Genomic DNA, 16,083 nt, shown 5'->3' with positions numbered 1-16,083 from the left:
ATGCATCCCGTGAAGAGATGCGGAGTTATGTCTGTGGACAGTGCCATGTAGAATATTATTTTGAGCCTGATACATCAAGGGTCATATTCCCGTGGGACAAAGGACTCCATCCGGAGCAAATTTATAGTTATTATGCAGGTAAGCCTTACGGATTTGAACAGGACTGGATTCATCCCGATTCGCAGGTAAAGATGCTAAAAGCCCAGCACCCGGATTTCGAAACGTGGAATGATGGGAACCATGCAAAGGCAGGCGTCTCCTGTGCTGACTGTCATATGCCATATATGCGTGAGAAAGGTCAGAAGTACACCTCTCACTGGGTGACAAGCCCGATGAAGCATGCTGAAGCGGCCTGTCGGCCCTGCCATTCTGAGGACGTGGAATGGCTGCTTGAACGCGTAAAGGCGACTCAAAACAATGTCTGGCAGTTGCAGCATACAGCGGGAATAACCGTTGCTAAGGCGCATGAAGTGATCGGCAAGGCAGCTGCTCACTCAAAGGTCAACCTGACAGAACTCAATAAGGCACGCAACCTTGTACGAAAGGCGCAATGGTACTGGGATTTTGTAGCTGCCGAGAACAGTATGGGTTTTCATAATCCTGCTCAGGTGCTCAATACCCTTGGCCAGTCTATAGACCTTGCCCATCAGGCAATAGAAACTGCCAACCGGGCTGCAGAAACAAACTTTTAAAAAAGATAGGAAGTGAAAACAGGAGTTTTCTTTCACAGTGAGTTTATAAATAAAGACTGGCCCATAATAGGGGATAAGTTCCGCAATTTTCCACAAGAAATTTCTTCCCCCGTATTGCAGGAGAGGTAAAAGGCTGTGCTGAAGAGATTTGTAGCAGTAAGATTGCTGTCCTTCTGCATATAATAAGATGGCGTTGTTTCATCCATTAAGGTTATAATTTAATCAAGTGAATATACAAAAGACCAAAACATATTATAACTATTCGACGGAATGGGAGGCAATATAGATGAAGACAATCTCGATGAAGGAAAAGGTTACTATTATAGGTGCAGGCAATGTAGGTACAACTCTCGCACATATAATTGTTCAGTCAGGTATTGCGAATGTTGTGCTCTATGACATTGTAGAAGGGTTGCCTCAGGGTAAAGCATTAGACCTATCTGAGGCATGTCCTTTGTGGGATTCCACAGCCACGATTCTCGGTACAAGTAGCTATGACGACACAGTATACTCAGATATTATTGTAGTGACTGCAGGATTTCCAAGGAAGCCTGGTATGAGCAGGGATGATCTCTTCAATATCAATGGAAAAATCATAACTGAAGTAGTGGAAAATACATCAAAACTTTCTCCGGAGGCAGTAATGATTGTTGTTACTAACCCGATGGATGCTATGGCACAGTTAAGCATGAGGGTGTCAGGTTTTGGTTCAAAAAGGGTTATAGGAATGGGGGGAATGCTTGATTCTGCAAGGTTCGGGACATTTGTTGCATGGGAACTGGGAGTTTCTGTGGAAGATGTAGAGTCTCTTGTTCTCGGGGGTCATGGTGACCTTATGGTTCCAATGCCGAGATTTACGACGGTTAAGGGTATCCCTATAGCCGAATTCATAAGCAAGGAAAGGATTGACGCCCTTGTTGAAAGGACGAGGCGGGGAGGCGAAGAAGTTGTTAAATTCCTAAAAACAGGCAGCGCTCATTATGCACCTGCTGCAGCAATATATCAGATGATAAAAGCAATAATATTTGATGAAAAGAGGATGGTATCATGCTCAGCCTATCTTACCGGAGAATATGGTGTAAAAGGGGTGTATACAGGTGTTCCCATTATATTAGGCAGTAGAGGTATTGAAAAAATAATTGAGTTACCTCTCAATGAAGAGGAGAGGAAGGATTTTGACAAATCTGTAGCTGCTACTATGGCACTGATTAAGCAATTAGGTTAGGCTCAGGGTTCGTATCGCATATTTTTGATTATACTTTAAATGCCCCTTCAATACCTATATATCTCTTTCTTATTTTTGGTTTCTCTATTTTACCGGTAGGATTCCGGGGAACCTCACCAAAAAAGACCTTTCGTGGTCTTTTATATTTTGGTAGCTTTTGGCTGTACTCAAGGACTTCTTCTTCTGTGAGTGTCTTCCCCGGTACTATGTCAACCACAACTGCAACAATTTCTCCAAGTCTTTCGTCAGGGAACCCAATGGCTGCAACGTCCTTGACACTCGGATGGGTATGGAAAAAGTTTTCAACTTCAATGGGGAAAACATTTTCGCCACCTGTGATGATTACATCTTTTTTCCTGTCCACGATATAGATAAAGCCATCTTCATCCTGTCTCGCCATGTCGCCTGTGTAAAGCCATCCATCTTTTATCGTCTTTGCCGTTGCTTCAGGATTTTTGTAATACTCCCTCATGACCCCGTTACCGCGCACAATAAGTTCCCCTGGCTCCCCGATGGCAACATCCTTTTCCGTATCATCGACAATACGGGTTTCCCAGTTAAATCCAGGCCGACCGATTGCTCCAACCTTATGTATGTTCTCTATCCCGAGATGGACGCAATTCGGGCCCGTACATTCACTCAGGCCATAGGTTGTGTCATATGCCATCTCCGGAAAATATTGTTTCCAGTGTTTTATGAGGGATGGGGGAACAGGCTGAGCCCCGATGTGCATAAGCCTCCACTGGGAAAGTTTATAATCTTTGAGCTTTATCTCTCCGCTATCAAGTTTCAAGAGAATGTCCTGCGCCCAGGGTACAAGAAGCCAGACAATCGTACCTTTCTCCTCACTCACTGCTTCTAAAATCCATTCCGGTGAAATACCTTTTAGTATTACGGTCGGTCCCCCAACAATGAGGCTTCCAAACCAGTGCATCTTTGCGCCCGTATGATAAAGTGGAGGGATGAGTATGAATTTATCATTTCTGGTCTGGTAGTGGTGCATATTTTCTGTTATGCATGCACATGCCATATTCTTATGGGTGAGAAGGATTGGTTTTGGCTGACCTGTGGTACCGGAGGTAAAATAGAGTCCACAGGGGTCGCTGAATGTTATCTCTACATCCGGTGGTATTGAAGGTGACCTGTTGAGCAGTTCAGAAAATGAATCTGCGAAAGACGGGGTATTTTTTCCAGAACAGATATAGTGCTTGATATAAGGGAGCTCGTGCCTTATGGCCTCTATCCTTTCTGTAAATTCTTCCCCGAATATGATAATTTGAGGTTCCGCCACATCTGCACAATATTTAATGTCACTACTTGTGAAGCGAAAGTTGAGAGGTACAACCCATGCCCCTGTACGGACAATACCAAAATAGGCAACAAGCCAATCGATAGAATTGTTCATGAGATGTATGACTTTATCGCCCTTCTTTATGCCCTTTGCCTTGAGAACATTTGAAAAACGGTTCGCACGCTCATCAAATTCCTTCCACGTGATTTCAAATCTCTTCTTTTCTGCCGGTATTCTTTCAACCAGTGCAATATTATCTGGATACATCCTGGCGTTCCTTGCCAGCATCTCTCCTATATGTATATCACTCATTCTGGCTCATCCTCTTCTTTTCAGAATCATCTAACAATTCGTCTTGATAAAATTCTATACGCAAAACTATATCCTGTATATAGAACTTACATAAGAAAAACATTGTTATCAAGCAAAATTAGTATTTTAATAGGAGGATTATTTACCATGCAAGAGGATGAGTTAAAATTATTAAGTGCCCGAGGGACTAAAAAAAGGATTATCCCTGACTAATAACATAGCAGGGTAAAGTAAAAACTCAGGGCACAAGGTTAAGGATGACGATAATAATTAATATCTTCGAGGACTCCTTCTCTGTCTATCCCTTTGTGGACGGGCTTCGTCAACCGTAATGGTACGTCCCATGAATTGTATGCCATTCAATTCTTTTTTTGCTTTTTCGGCTTCTGCCTGGGTAGCCATCTCGACAAACCCGAAACCCTTACCCTCGATTATTTTGATTTCCCTTACCTCTCCGTGTTCTGAAAACAATTCCTTCAAATTCTCGTTGTTTGCAGAATAATTAAGATTCCCTACATAAAGTTTGCCACCTTGCATTCCAACCTCCTCTTTTTTTGTGTTTTGTCGTCTTATAACGTTTCCCGTGGAGATAGAAGCAAGCAGTACATCTGACTCCATAATGAAACATTAAAGAACTCCTATAAGTATCATAAATCAATCAAGGGTAAATGAAAAGCATTTTATTTAAAAATTGTGTTAAATAAGGACGGTGATACAAACTTTTCTTTTATATAAAACGTATAATGTTTTAAAATACAGCAAGTTAGTTGTTACAATACACAAAAAGGGGGTAGATATGAAATATCAGGTTGGTGAGGTTGGAAGGGTTGTAGTGGCGCGATTTGAGGACGGAGATGAAATACTGCAGAACCTGATAGACATTGTGGAGAGGGAAGCGATCAAAACCGGCATATTGTACCTTGTGGGAAGTATAAAAGATGCGAGGATTGTTGTAGGTCCTGAAGAGGACAGATTGCCTCCTGTACCTGTCTGGAGGGAATTAAGAGAAAGCCACGAAACATTCGGTATAGGAACTATATTCTGGCGTGGAGATGAGCCAATGATACACTTCCATGGTACATATGGGAAATGGGATAATGTAAAAACAGGTTGTCTCAGGGAATCGGCAAATACATTTATTGTGATGGAAGCAATAATTGTTGAGATTAGAGGGGTAAAAGCAATAAGAGACCTCGATCCAGCATCCAATATGGTTCTTCTTAAATTGTTAGATTCAAGTAACTCATGAGAGAGGGTGGATTATGGTAATGCTGATGTATACCCATGCAGGCCTCATGGGCCTTGGCTTTTGTATTTTTTTATGTGGTGTAATCATTGCCCGTTATATAAAGAAAAGGATTTGGTGGTTAAAGACCCACAGATTACTTGGGATTATAGGGGTATTCTGTGTCATTCTTGCTTTCTTTGCTGTAACTCTCCAGATAACGCTTACCGGTGTTCCGCATTTCGGGGTTCCCCATAGTTATGTCGGCATTGTAATCGTCATTCTTTCAGTTGTAACGCTGATTTTTGGCTTATTGCAGTTCAAACTGAGAGAGGCAGCAGCGAGTATTAAAAAACTTCACATCTGGTCCGGAAGAATGACCATCTTCCTTATGTTTATCAATATCCTCTTCGGTCTTTGGCTTATTGGTGTAATTTACTGATTCTTCTCTTCACCTTTCCCCAGCTTTTTGTTATAAGGAAGCTTTCATCCATATTGTCAATCATTTTGATAAATCTGTTCATGGACACAGAAAATGTGAGGTAGCTGGCTGGAACACATGGTCTTGCTGATACATCAAACATCCCGAGAACGCCCCGTGGGTGACTGGAGGTTTTTTCAAGATACGGATACATGACAATTGTGGAACAGCCGGCTCCAAAGGGTGAGAAAACACCGTTTTGTTCTATTTCATCAAAGTTTGAAAGGGTGAAAAGACCTGAAAGAACATCCGGCGGTTCAAAAAAGATCACTACCTCCGGGCTATCATCTTTATCAATTTTATCCCATCTCTTAAAAATGATAAACCGACCGGGTGCTTTAAATTTCGGGAGCATTTTCATAACCTTTCGTACCAGCTCGGGGGACTTTTTGTAACGCTCACCTTCAAGTTGTCCGTGAATACCGCAGGAGAGGAAATACTCAAAATTAGGCATCATCTCTTCAGTAAAACCGAGGTATCGCTTTCCACCGCCACACCCGATTGAGCTCGCATCGAATGAGAGAGATTGTCCATTTCTCACCCGTGATAAATCTGCTATGATACACCTGTGGTTGGTTGGTGGTTTTGCCTTCTGTGCAACCCCTTCTTTGTCAGTGTAGTAAAAGATGATGGGCAGCGGTGCCCCGTTGAAATACTTCCCCCATAGTTGAATGAATTTTTCTTTAAGCGAAATATCCATGGTCACCTCCATCGTTTAATATTAGGCAGCAGATACTAAGGTCTTTGCTGCTTACTTAGAAATGGTTTTGCCATCTTTAAATTTATTAAAACATATTTTTCACGTTTGTTCCATACCTCCTTTGCAAACAATCTTTATGTCTCTGATAGCAAAAAACTTGACAAAAAAAACGTATTACAATATTATCCAAATGCATGACTTGATGTCTGGTGGAGGTTTGAAGTCAGATGATAAGGGAGAATATTATTAGAAATAGAATTGTTCTAAAATGTTTTTTGCTCTTTCTTTTATCTATTTTTCTCATTCTATCAAATACTGAGGCTGATGAACCGGTTATAAAAGCAGGAGAATCTTTAAATTTGGAGCGCTGCATAGAGATAGCCTTAAAAATACATCCGAGCATTCTCCGTGACCGGTACACGGTTAGAGAAAAAGAGGCTATCCTGGGTCAGGCAAAGGCACCCTATTATCCAAAACTTGATACGTCTGCGGGCCTTACACGGAATTTTGTGGAGAAGAATACCCAGGACCGTTATTTTCCCCTGAACATGTATAATGAAAATCTTGCCAATGCCACACTCGATCAATTAATATACGATTTTGGGAAGACACCTACGGATGTCAAAGCAAAGAAATTTAGTGTTGAATCCTCACGGTTTGATCTCGACGACACCACAACAGCAGTGACAAATAACGTCAAGTCTGCATATTATGGCGTCCTGAAGGCAAAAAGGACAAGGGATGTAAATCTGGAGACTGTGGAGCAGTACGGGCAACACCTTTCACAGGCTAAGGTACTTTTTGAAGCAGGAAAAAAGCCGAAGTATGATGTAACAAAGGCTGAACTGGATTTAAGCAACGCACAACTCGATCTCATCACTGCCGAAAATGATCTTAAAGTAGCCTGGGTGAAACTCAGTAATGCAATGGGCATAGATGCGGAAGTAGAATACAAAATCGAGGATACCCTCTTCTTTGAAGATTATGGGATAACACTTGAAGATGCCTTAAACAGGGCTTATCAGAATAGGCCCGATTTAAAGTCATTGAGTGCACAGAAGGAATCTGCTGCAACATCCGTCGAGCGTGCAAAAAAGGACTATTTCCCCACGATAAAGGGCAAAGCAGGCTATAATTTTATCGGGAGTGAATATCCTCTGGGACAGGGCTGGAATGCAGGTGTTACCATGTCCCTTAACATCTTTGAGGGTAATCTGACCCGTAACAAGGTCGAAGAATCAATGGCAAAAACGAAATCGGTCGAGGCAAGGATAGACTTAAAAAAGCTTGATATTTTACTTGAAGTCAAACAGGCATATCTCAATCTCCTCAAGGCAAAGGAGAAAATCAGAAACACCGAGATACAGATAAGGCAGGCAACGGAAAATCTTGAGCTTGCAAATCTCAGATATAATGCGGGTCTTGCCGAACCTATCGAAGTTACCGATGCGACTGTCTCATACAGCAAGGCAAAACTCTCCAACATAAGTACTCTTTACGATTACAGGATAGAACAGGCAAATATTGAAAAAGCAATGGGGAATAAATGATGAAAAATAAAAAAATCATTATAGCTGTTATTGTTGTTGCTTTAATTGTTGTAGTGTACGGTTACATGTCAAAGAAAAAACCACCACCTCCAGAGCAAAGGGGCGTGCCTGTTCTCGTAGGAAAAGCCGTCCAGAAAACGATGCCGGTAATTGTAGAATCCATCGGTACAGTAGAGGCATACAACACCGTTACAATCATTTCAAGGGTTATGGGTCAACTTTTGAAGATTCACTTTAAGGAAGGGCAGGATGTGAGAAAAGGTGAATCGATTTTTACGATTGATCCGGGCACTTATAAGGAGAAGCTTAAGAATGCTGAAGCAAAACTTGCACAGGATCTGGCTCAACTCCAGTATAACGAGTCAGAGGCAAAACGTTATGCCTTTCTCCTGGAAAAAGGTGCTGTTTCAAAGTCTGATTTTGAGAATAAGCAGACCCTTGCAGCTACCTATGAAGCCATCGTGAAGGCTGACAGGGCTGATGTTGAAAATGCCCGCCTTCAGCTCGATTACTGTTATATCCGTTCCCCTCTTGATGGAAGGACAGGCACGTATGGTGTGCATGAAGGAGCGATGGTCAAAGATAACGATACAAAGCTCGCTGTGGTCAATCAAATAACCCCCATATATGTGAAGTTTTCAGTTCCGGAAAAACAACTTTCCGAAATAAGAAAATACATGGCAAAAGGATCGCTAAAGGTGAAGGTGAATCTAACGGGTATTAAAGAGAATGTACCGGAGGGAATCCTCTCATTTATCGACAACACAGTGGATCCTGCCACAGGGATGATTCTGCTCAAAGCAACATTCCCGAATAAAGATAAATTTCTCTGGCCCGGGCAGTTTGTCAATGTTGTGCTTCAGCTTGCACAGGAGCCAAACGCAATAGTAGTTCCTGCACCGGCCGTTCAGATAAGCCAGGGTGGCTCCTATGTGTTTGTTGTAAAACCTGACAATAAGGTTGAATTTCGCCTCGTTACGGCAGAACGGACAATCGGCGATGAAACGGTTCTCTCAAAAGGAGTAAGCCCAGGGGAAACTGTTGTGACCGACGGCCACTTGAAACTTAAAGACGGATTTCCTGTTGAGATAAGGGAATCACTGCTTTCGGGCAACTCAAAAACGCAGAACCCGCAGGATAGTAAAAAGTGAATCTTTCTGAGATATGGATAAAAAGACCCGTAATGACCATCCTGGTCATGTGCGGCATACTTTTTTTCGGCGTCATCAGCTATAATTCTCTTCCTATTAATAACCTTCCTGCCGTGGATTTCCCTACTATTCAGGTAACGGCAAGCCTTCCCGGTGCAAGCCCGGAAACGATGGCTTCTACCGTTGCCAAACCCTTGGAAAAGCAATTTTCCAGTATTGCAGGGCTCGCATCGATGTCGTCGTCGAGCTACCAGGGTATAACAACGATCATTCTGCAATTTTCCCTTGAGCGTAACATCGATAACTGTGCCCAGGATGTGAGTACAAAAATAAGTGCTGCATCTGGGGACCTTCCCTCCAATATGCCCAGTCCACCTACATATGATAAGGTGAACCCTTCCGATCAGCCCATCTACTACATTGTGTTGACCTCAGACACGATGCCTCTCACGCAACTCAACGAATACGCCGAGAACTTTCTTGCTCAGAATTTCTCCACCGTAGAGGGGGTGGCCCAGGTTCTCGTCTACGGGCAAAAATTTGCAGTCCGCGTGCAGGTAAACCCAAAGTTGCTGGCTAACAGAGGTATTGGGATTAATGACGTGGAAAAGGCTATACAGAAAGCCAATGTGAACCTTCCCGGAGGAACTTTGGACGGGAGTTTTCAGGCTTTTACAGTAGATTCCAACGGTCAGTTAATGGTAGCAAACCAGTACCGGTCAGTGATTGTGGCCTATGAGAATGGAAATCCAGTACGGGTACGTGATATCGGTGATGCCATTGATGGTGTTGAAAAAGACAAGCAGTTTGCTGCATGGTATGGCACAAAAAAGAAGCTTCAAAGGGCTATCATCCTTGCAATCAAGAAACAGCCCGGAGCCAACGCAGTTAAAGTCTCAAGCGGTATCAGAGGGATTACTCCCAGACTGATGGCCATGATACCCGATTCCATAGAGTGGCGGGTACTATATGATGCATCCGATTACATAGGGGACTCCATCCATGACGTGCAGTTTACCTTGCTCCTTACGATCTTTATCGTCCTCATTGTCATATTCCTTTTTTTGAGGTCTGTGAAGTCAACGATCATACCGAATATTGCCATTCCCCTCTCGATCATTGCGACCTTTGCGGGCATGAGTATATTAGGTTACAGTATGAATAACCTCTCTCTCATGGCTCTGGTCCTTGCTGTGGGGCTTGTTGTTGACGATGCCATCGTTATGCTGGAAAACATTGTTCGCCGCATGGAGATGGGTGAAAGCGCCATGGAAGCATCGCTCAAGGGCTCAAAGGAAATAGGCTTTACGATCCTTTCTATGACCATCTCCCTCGTGGTGGTCTTTATCCCCATACTCTTTATGCCGGGTATCGTCGGAAGACTTTTCCGCGAATTCGCGGTCAGCATCGCTATTGCCATACTCCTTTCAGGCTTTATATCTATTACCCTGACACCGATGCTCTGCAGCCGCATCTTAAAGGGGTTTTCGGAAAAGAAAGAGGGAAGATTCTACACGATTTCCGAAGGTATCTTCAATGCGGGTCTTGCCTTTTATGGGAGGACCCTGACATGGGTTCTCAAGCGCCGTGGTTTTATCCTTATCTTCATTGTTATGGTTTTGTTAATGACAGGGTACCTTATCTGGAAAATACCAAAAGGATTTTTGCCGGCTCAGGACCAGAGTTTCTTAATAGCTTCCACGCGCGCAGCGGACAGGATCTCCTTCGACGATATGGTAAAGCATCAGGAGGCTGCAAATAAGATCTTCATAGATGATCCTGATATGACAGAGTTCATATCTATAGCAGGTTTGGATACATACAGCACCGGAATCTTATTTGGTATGGCAAAGAAGATGTCGGAGCGCAAGCGGTCTATCGATGAGATTATAACAGGGCTAAGACCGAAAATGAACAGTATCCCCGGACTCATGGTATTTCTACAGAATCCGCCTCCCATCCAGATAGGGGCAGGCCATTCAACGGCGGAATACCAGTTGAGTATACAGGGTTCCAATCTTGACGAATTATATAAATATTCAGAAATTCTTGAAAATAAGATGAAAGCCGTTCCTGGGATTGTGGATGTCAATACGGACGTGGCACTCAATAGCCCCAAGGCGATGATCCATGTCGACAGAGATAAGGCCTCTACCCTTGGTTTGAGTCTTGGCCAGGTTCAGGATGTGTTCTTTTCCGCCTTTGCTTCACGAAAAGTTTCAACCATATATGGTTCGCTCAATGACTACAATGTTATCCTGGAGGTACAGCCCCAATTCAAACAAGACCCAAATGCCCTCTCCTATCTTTATATTCAGTCCAATAGCGGCAAAGTGGTTCCTCTGAGTACCGTTGCCCGTATCGAGGAAACCACGGGCCCTACGAGCGTCAACCATGTGGGGCAGCTCAATTCTGCCACCGTTAATTTTAATTTGAAGCCCGGCTATTCCATAGGTAACGCCGTCGATGCGGTAAAAAAAATAGCCCGGGATATTAACCTTCCACAAAGCATATCGTATACCTTCCAGGGTTCTGCCCAGGAGTTCCAGAAATCGTTTGCGAGCATGGGTTTTCTGCTTTTTATCACTATCCTTGTAATCTATATGGTTCTCGGTATCTTATATGAAAGTTTCATCCATCCCATTACAATACTCACCGCCCTGCCCCTTGCCGGATTCGGGGCCATTCTGACGCTCATAATCTTCGGGAGAGATCTCGACATGTACGGCATGGTGGGTATCATCCTTCTTGTTGGCATCGTGAAAAAGAATGGCATCATGATGGTCGATTTTGCCGTTGAGGAAGAGAGACAGAAAAACGTCGGTTCTGAGGAATCGATTCATCGGGCCTGTATGATCCGTTTCCGTGCTGGAGGTGATGCACGTCAGCCTATGGGTCTTGCAGTTGTTGGTGGGCTCCTCTTTTCACAGCTCATGACCCTCTATGTAACACCTGTGTTTTATGTTTATTTTGACAGGCTTAATAAGTGGCTTACAGGGAAATCTGGAAAGGAATAAGGTAGAAAGTGGTGTGCAATAACCAATTCCCAATTCCCAATTTGCAAACTCGATTTAACAATAAAGATTTTACGTTCTTTCATCGTGTATTTGTAATTATCTGGAGCCTGGTCCCGCCGAAAGCGAGATTGGTTATTGGTCATTCTGTCTATAAAGGAGTAATGTATGCCAAAGGTGAGTGAGGGTGTATATTTTATTCAGGGGCAGGATGAATTTGTCCCTGACTCCCATGTGTATGTGATCGGTAAACCGCAATCAGGGGATCTTTCCATCGTTGATGTGGGTTTAACAGGGAAGGGTAGTTATAAAATCCAGTCCATCCTGAAAATGGGGATTGAACTTTCAGCTATAAAAAGGATTATCATGACCCATACCCACTTTGACCACATTGGTTGTCTCTCTGAAGTGAAAAAGGAGATTCCAGAGGCTGAGCTCTGGGTGCATATACTGGAAGCAGACCTGCTGGAGAAAGGAGATGAAAGGGCGGTCTATGGTATGGATATGTTCCAGGGGATGTGTCAGACGCAGTATGGTTTTAAACCCGGTGCATTTAAATTTAAGGTAGATAAGAAGCTTCAAGGTAAAGAGACGATGGATATAGGTGGTATGACCTGGGAAGTAATCCATATACCGGGGCATTCCATGGGTGGCATTGCTCTCTACAATCGTGCCGCAAAAATCCTTATCCCTGGTGATGTAGTCTATGCAGATTATGCTATTGGACGTTTTGACCTTTTCGGGGCTGATGCGAATGAACTTAAGAAGTCACTTTTGCGTCTTGCAAAATTGGATGTGGATATACTTTTACCAGGTCACAACGAGATTGTGAAGAGCCTTCCCCCCGACTACATCATGAAAACCGCTAAAATGTGGGAACCTCACTTACAGTAAGCAATTGGGGTCCTGTGAGAGCTGGCCTAAACCCATCTATAATGCCTGGCGATTGAGCGAAGAGTTAAGGAAAGCAAGCCAATTGACAATGGATTATCTTAATCTTTTCTTCATTCAGGATTTCGCCCAGAATCTTTGGAGGAATACCCTCTTCTTCTGCTATCTTTAGTGCCTGTTTACATGAAATCTTGTCCTCTCTAATTTTCGCTTTAATCTTTTTTATCATGTCCTGTTTGTTCATGGCGATTATTCTCCTCCTGCTTAATATTTGGAATCCTGTGTTGTATCTACACCCACGATTTTATTATCCCTGGAATTTCCTTTTAAATCAATCATTTTATACTATTTTTGCTGGAAAATCTTTGAATGCCCCTCGGGTCCATTCCCCGAAGCTTGCTTCGTATAAGGGGTCTTGCCTCGATACTGCCTTCGATACCCAGAGGCTTGCCTTGGGGTAGTTCATTTCATGGTCAGGTTATTTTTAAAAGGAAGAACAAAACCTTTATTTTTTGATGTTGATTAATGTAGAATTTACAGGTCTTCACAATATTACCTTATGCTGATGAATATTATCCTCTCTCTTTTTCTTTTTGTAGCCTCTCTTTTTCTGCCTTGTGCACGGGCTGAGGAGACACTCAAAAATGTTTTTTTTATACCTCAATGGAGCCCCCAGGCGCAGTTTGCAGGATACTACGTCGCATACGAAAAAGGGATATACAAAAAATACGGTATCAACCTTAATATACTCCCTGGAGGTCCAAGCAGTCCTTCAGCAGAGTTTCTCGAGAAAGGGGAAGTGGACTTTGCAACCATGTGGTTATCCACTGCCATACAGAAACGTTCTCAGGGATTAAAACTGGTGAATATTGCACAGATTATACAGCGTTCCGCCTTGATGCTAATAGCGAAAAAAGCAAGAGGCATCAATAGACCCGAGGATATAGACAATAAGAAAGTAGGAATCTGGGGTGAAGATTTTAAGATACAACCCACAGCATTTTTTAGGAAATATAAGCTCAAGGTTAAGGTTATTCCGCAGTCATATTCGGTGAATCTATTTCTCAGGGATGGTGTTGATGTGGCATCAGCAATGTGGTACAACGAGTATCACACTATCCTCAATGCCGGGCTCAATCCTGATGAATTGACCACCTTTTTCTTTCATGAGCATGGGCTGAACTTTCCTGAAGATGGTATCTATACCCTTGAAAAGACATTCAAAAGGGATCCGGCATTGTCATGCGCCTTCGTGAAGGCTTCTATTGAGGGCTGGCTTTATGCGTTTTCACAACCTGAAGAAGCACTGGATATTGTTTTGAAATATATGTCTAAGGCAAATGTTCCTGCAAATAAGGTCCATCAGAGATGGATGCTCAGGAGGATGAAAGATCTGGTGCTTCCCGTAGATAAGGATAGAACACCTGTTGGAGCGCTCAGGCTGGAAGATTTTATGAGGGTCTCGAATACACTCAAAGAGGGTGGTCTCATAAAAAATATTCCTGACTTCAAATCCTTCTATGGAGAATGCGTAAAGTATGTTGAAAAATAGAGGTATTGCATTCAAGCTTGTCCTTTTTTTTACTTTAAGCAGTGCCATTATCTTCACGCTCATCTTTGGTTACAATTACTATGTTTCCCGCAAAACGATTGAAAAAAATGTAGAGGAAAATGCACGTACTATCGTAACAAATGCGATGAACAAGATTGAAACTGTACTTCGTGCAACACAGAAGGTCCCTGAAAATATAGCCTACTTTTTAGAGAACAGCTCCTACAATGAGAAAGAGTTAGTTCAGCTAATTTACACAGTAGTAGAAAAAAACGAAGAGATATATGGTGCTGCCATTGCCTTTGAGCCTTATGCTTTCAAGAAAACATCGCAATATTTTGCCCCCTATTTTTATAAACCCAATCAGTGGATAGAATTTAAATCTATTGATAAATATTACAATTATCTTTACTCCGACTGGTATCAAATTCCAAAAGAACTTAAACGTCCCCAGTGGATAGAGCCATACTTTGGCGAAGGTGGGGGCATTATCATGTCATCGTATTCAGTGCCTTTTTACAAAAAGGTTGATGGGAAGAGGCAATTCAAGGGGATTGTAGTTGTGGATGTATCCCTCGAACAGTTGAGAAATATTGTCTCCTCGATAAAGGTTCTCAAAACAGGGTACGGTTTCCTGATTTCAAAAAATGGCACGATTGTGACCCATCCATTGAAAGACTTGATAATGAATGAGACTATCTTCAGCATTGCAGAAGCACGGAATGATACTCATCTCAGGGAGATAGGAAGAAAAATGATTCATGGTGAATCCGGGCTCGTCCCGTTTAAAAGTATTACCACTGGCAAACTCTGCTGGATGTACTTTGTTCCAATCCCTTCAAGCGGCTGGTCCCTTGCTGTCCTTTTCCCCCAGGATGAAATGGTAGAGGATATTACAAATCTGAATAAAATAGTTATTTTCCTCGGGATTTTTGGGCTCTTTCTCCTTTCCATCGCGGTGGTATTTATCGCCAGGTCGATTACAGAACCCTTGAGGGGAATGGCAAAGGCAACGGAACATATCGGGGCCGGGAATCTTGATATCGAACTACCGTTAGTTAAAACACGAGATGAAGTGGGAAGGCTTTCAGAAGCATTCAACTACATGAAGGCATCATTAAAGGAATATATTAAAGAACTCACAGAGGCTACAGCCTCTAAAGAACGGATAGAGAGCGAGCTCAAGATTGCCCACGATATCCAGATGGGCATCCTGCAGAAAAGGTTTCCCCCATTCCCTGACAGGGATGAATTTGACATATACGCGATGATAAAGCCTGCGAGGGAAGTAGGAGGAGACTTCTATGACTTTTTCTTCATAGATGATAAACATCTCTGTTTTGTCATTGCCGATGTTTCAGGCAAGGGGGTGCCTGCAGCCCTGTTTATGACTCTGACAAAAACCCTTATAAAGGCAAAGGCTACTTCTGGGCTTACATCGGATAAAATTATTTCCAGGGTGAATGAGGATCTGTGTATAGGGAATGACCTGAATATGTTTGTAACCGTTTTCTGCGGTATCCTTAATACCATAACAGGAGAAATACTCTATACCAATGGAGGACACAACCCACCTTTACTTATAAGAGATAAGGGTGATATAGCCTTTATTGAGGGGAAAGGAGAGCTCGTGATAGGCGTCATGGATGATGCAACATATACAACGGAGAGCATTACTTTGCAACCAGGTGATTCCATTTTCCTTTATACCGATGGCGTTACAGAAGCGATGAATGGGAAAAACGAACTCTTTTCAGAAGAACGCCTGAAAAATGAGATATTAAAATGCAGAGGAGAATCGATTCTTAAAGTCATTGAGTGTATAATGGGTGAGATTACACAATTTTCTCACGAGGTTCCCCAATCAGACGATATTACCATGATGATAGTACAATTTAAGGGTAATAAAGGAGGATAAGGGAGGAACAGATGTTTTTTGGAATTTTGATTGTGAAGAAGGCTGAATTCATCTAAAGCAAAAGGGGGTTTGTGTGAAGGT

General features: G+C 42.7%; 15 protein-coding genes. 10 read left to right on the top strand and 5 right to left on the bottom strand.

Annotation, left to right across the window (positions count from 1 at the left end):
• Both NTU69_03815 and mdh read left to right on the top strand, forming a co-directional pair.
• The coding region (locus NTU69_03815; GenBank protein ID MCX5802654.1) for an ammonia-forming cytochrome c nitrite reductase subunit c552 at positions 1-692 on the top strand (692 nt) is incomplete at its 5' end.
• Positions 693-993: 301 nt separating this feature from the next.
• The gene (gene mdh / locus NTU69_03810; protein ID MCX5802653.1) at positions 994-1,917 is read left to right on the top strand and encodes a malate dehydrogenase; all 924 of its coding nucleotides are present in this window, start codon (positions 994-996) and stop codon (positions 1,915-1,917) included.
• Between the two features lie 28 nt (positions 1,918-1,945).
• On the opposite strand, the gene NTU69_03805 is transcribed toward mdh, so the two are convergent.
• Together NTU69_03805 and NTU69_03800 are read right to left on the bottom strand one after the other, a co-directional pair.
• Positions 1,946-3,511, bottom strand: coding sequence for an AMP-binding protein (locus tag NTU69_03805; GenBank protein ID MCX5802652.1), 1,566 nt, complete (start codon positions 3,509-3,511; stop codon positions 1,946-1,948).
• A gap of 279 nt (positions 3,512-3,790) precedes the next feature.
• Positions 3,791-4,057 (bottom strand): RNA-binding protein, encoded by a 267-nt coding sequence (locus NTU69_03800; protein ID MCX5802651.1) that lies wholly within the window; start codon positions 4,055-4,057, stop codon positions 3,791-3,793.
• Between the two features lie 259 nt (positions 4,058-4,316).
• Between NTU69_03800 and NTU69_03795 the strand changes: the two genes are divergently transcribed.
• Both NTU69_03795 and NTU69_03790 read left to right on the top strand, forming a co-directional pair.
• Entirely contained in the window at positions 4,317-4,769 is a 453-nt protein-coding gene (locus NTU69_03795) for a DNA-binding protein (protein ID MCX5802650.1), read from the top strand.
• Positions 4,770-4,782: 13 nt separating this feature from the next.
• Positions 4,783-5,187, top strand: coding sequence for a hypothetical protein (locus NTU69_03790; GenBank protein ID MCX5802649.1), 405 nt, complete (start codon positions 4,783-4,785; stop codon positions 5,185-5,187).
• Here the strand turns inward: NTU69_03790 and NTU69_03785 are convergent.
• Complete coding sequence (locus NTU69_03785) at positions 5,168-5,926, bottom strand: DUF169 domain-containing protein (protein MCX5802648.1); 759 nt, start codon at positions 5,924-5,926, stop codon at positions 5,168-5,170. The two genes, NTU69_03790 and NTU69_03785, sit on opposite strands and share 20 nt — an antisense overlap.
• A gap of 227 nt (positions 5,927-6,153) precedes the next feature.
• On the opposite strand from NTU69_03785, the gene NTU69_03780 reads away from it, so the two are divergent.
• The 4 genes from NTU69_03780 to NTU69_03765 all read left to right on the top strand — a co-directional run bounded on the left by NTU69_03780 (position 6,154) and on the right by NTU69_03765 (position 12,535).
• Complete coding sequence (locus tag NTU69_03780; GenBank protein MCX5802647.1) at positions 6,154-7,476, top strand: TolC family protein; 1,323 nt, start codon at positions 6,154-6,156, stop codon at positions 7,474-7,476.
• On the top strand, positions 7,473-8,627 hold the full coding sequence (locus NTU69_03775; GenBank protein ID MCX5802646.1) for an efflux RND transporter periplasmic adaptor subunit: 1,155 nt from the start codon (positions 7,473-7,475) through the stop codon (positions 8,625-8,627). The genes NTU69_03780 and NTU69_03775 overlap by 4 nt, the downstream gene beginning before the upstream one ends.
• On the top strand, positions 8,624-11,644 hold the full coding sequence (locus tag NTU69_03770) for an efflux RND transporter permease subunit (GenBank protein MCX5802645.1): 3,021 nt from the start codon (positions 8,624-8,626) through the stop codon (positions 11,642-11,644). The genes NTU69_03775 and NTU69_03770 overlap by 4 nt, the downstream gene beginning before the upstream one ends.
• A 165-nt stretch (positions 11,645-11,809) precedes the next feature.
• Positions 11,810-12,535, top strand: a complete 726-nt coding sequence (locus NTU69_03765; GenBank protein ID MCX5802644.1) for an MBL fold metallo-hydrolase — start codon at positions 11,810-11,812, stop codon at positions 12,533-12,535.
• A gap of 64 nt (positions 12,536-12,599) precedes the next feature.
• Here the strand turns inward: NTU69_03765 and NTU69_03760 are convergent, their stop codons facing one another.
• Complete coding sequence (locus NTU69_03760) at positions 12,600-12,776, bottom strand: hypothetical protein (protein MCX5802643.1); 177 nt, start codon at positions 12,774-12,776, stop codon at positions 12,600-12,602.
• Positions 12,777-12,872: 96 nt separating this feature from the next.
• On the bottom strand, positions 12,873-12,998 hold the full coding sequence (locus NTU69_03755) for a hypothetical protein (GenBank protein ID MCX5802642.1): 126 nt from the start codon (positions 12,996-12,998) through the stop codon (positions 12,873-12,875).
• 99 nt (positions 12,999-13,097) lie between these two features.
• Between NTU69_03755 and NTU69_03750 the strand changes: the two genes are divergently transcribed.
• Both NTU69_03750 and NTU69_03745 read left to right on the top strand, forming a co-directional pair.
• On the top strand, positions 13,098-14,084 hold the full coding sequence (locus NTU69_03750) for an ABC transporter substrate-binding protein (protein MCX5802641.1): 987 nt from the start codon (positions 13,098-13,100) through the stop codon (positions 14,082-14,084).
• Positions 14,071-16,002, top strand: coding sequence for a SpoIIE family protein phosphatase (locus tag NTU69_03745; GenBank protein MCX5802640.1), 1,932 nt, complete (start codon positions 14,071-14,073; stop codon positions 16,000-16,002). Before NTU69_03750 ends, NTU69_03745 begins: the two co-directional genes overlap by 14 nt.
• Positions 16,003-16,083: the final 81 nt, after the last annotated feature.

The organism is Pseudomonadota bacterium, assembly GCA_026388215.1.
Taxonomy (GTDB): Bacteria; Desulfobacterota; Syntrophorhabdia; order Syntrophorhabdales; family Syntrophorhabdaceae; genus JAPLKF01.
The sequence above is the reverse complement of the archived record's forward strand: the minus strand, read 5'-3'. Positions and strand labels throughout refer to the sequence as shown.

What these genes read in the sequence shown, in the direction of transcription:
- mdh (MCX5802653.1), top strand. Translation starts at nt 994, where the DNA reads ATGAAGGAAAAGGTTACTATTATAGGTGCAGGCAATGTAGGTACAACT.
- NTU69_03800 (MCX5802651.1), bottom strand. Translation starts at nt 4,057, where the DNA reads ATGCAAGGTGGCAAACTTTATGTAGGGAATCTTAATTATTCTGCAAAC.
- NTU69_03795 (MCX5802650.1), top strand. Translation starts at nt 4,317, where the DNA reads ATGAAATATCAGGTTGGTGAGGTTGGAAGGGTTGTAGTGGCGCGATTT.
- NTU69_03790 (MCX5802649.1), top strand. Translation starts at nt 4,783, where the DNA reads ATGGTAATGCTGATGTATACCCATGCAGGCCTCATGGGCCTTGGCTTT.
- NTU69_03785 (MCX5802648.1), bottom strand. Translation starts at nt 5,926, where the DNA reads ATGGATATTTCGCTTAAAGAAAAATTCATTCAACTATGGGGGAAGTAT.
- NTU69_03780 (MCX5802647.1), top strand. Translation starts at nt 6,154, where the DNA reads ATGATAAGGGAGAATATTATTAGAAATAGAATTGTTCTAAAATGTTTT.
- NTU69_03775 (MCX5802646.1), top strand. Translation starts at nt 7,473, where the DNA reads ATGATGAAAAATAAAAAAATCATTATAGCTGTTATTGTTGTTGCTTTA.
- NTU69_03765 (MCX5802644.1), top strand. Translation starts at nt 11,810, where the DNA reads ATGCCAAAGGTGAGTGAGGGTGTATATTTTATTCAGGGGCAGGATGAA.
- NTU69_03760 (MCX5802643.1), bottom strand. Translation starts at nt 12,776, where the DNA reads ATGAACAAACAGGACATGATAAAAAAGATTAAAGCGAAAATTAGAGAG.
- NTU69_03755 (MCX5802642.1), bottom strand. Translation starts at nt 12,998, where the DNA reads ATGAACTACCCCAAGGCAAGCCTCTGGGTATCGAAGGCAGTATCGAGG.
- NTU69_03750 (MCX5802641.1), top strand. Translation starts at nt 13,098, where the DNA reads ATGAATATTATCCTCTCTCTTTTTCTTTTTGTAGCCTCTCTTTTTCTG.
- NTU69_03745 (MCX5802640.1), top strand. Translation starts at nt 14,071, where the DNA reads ATGTTGAAAAATAGAGGTATTGCATTCAAGCTTGTCCTTTTTTTTACT.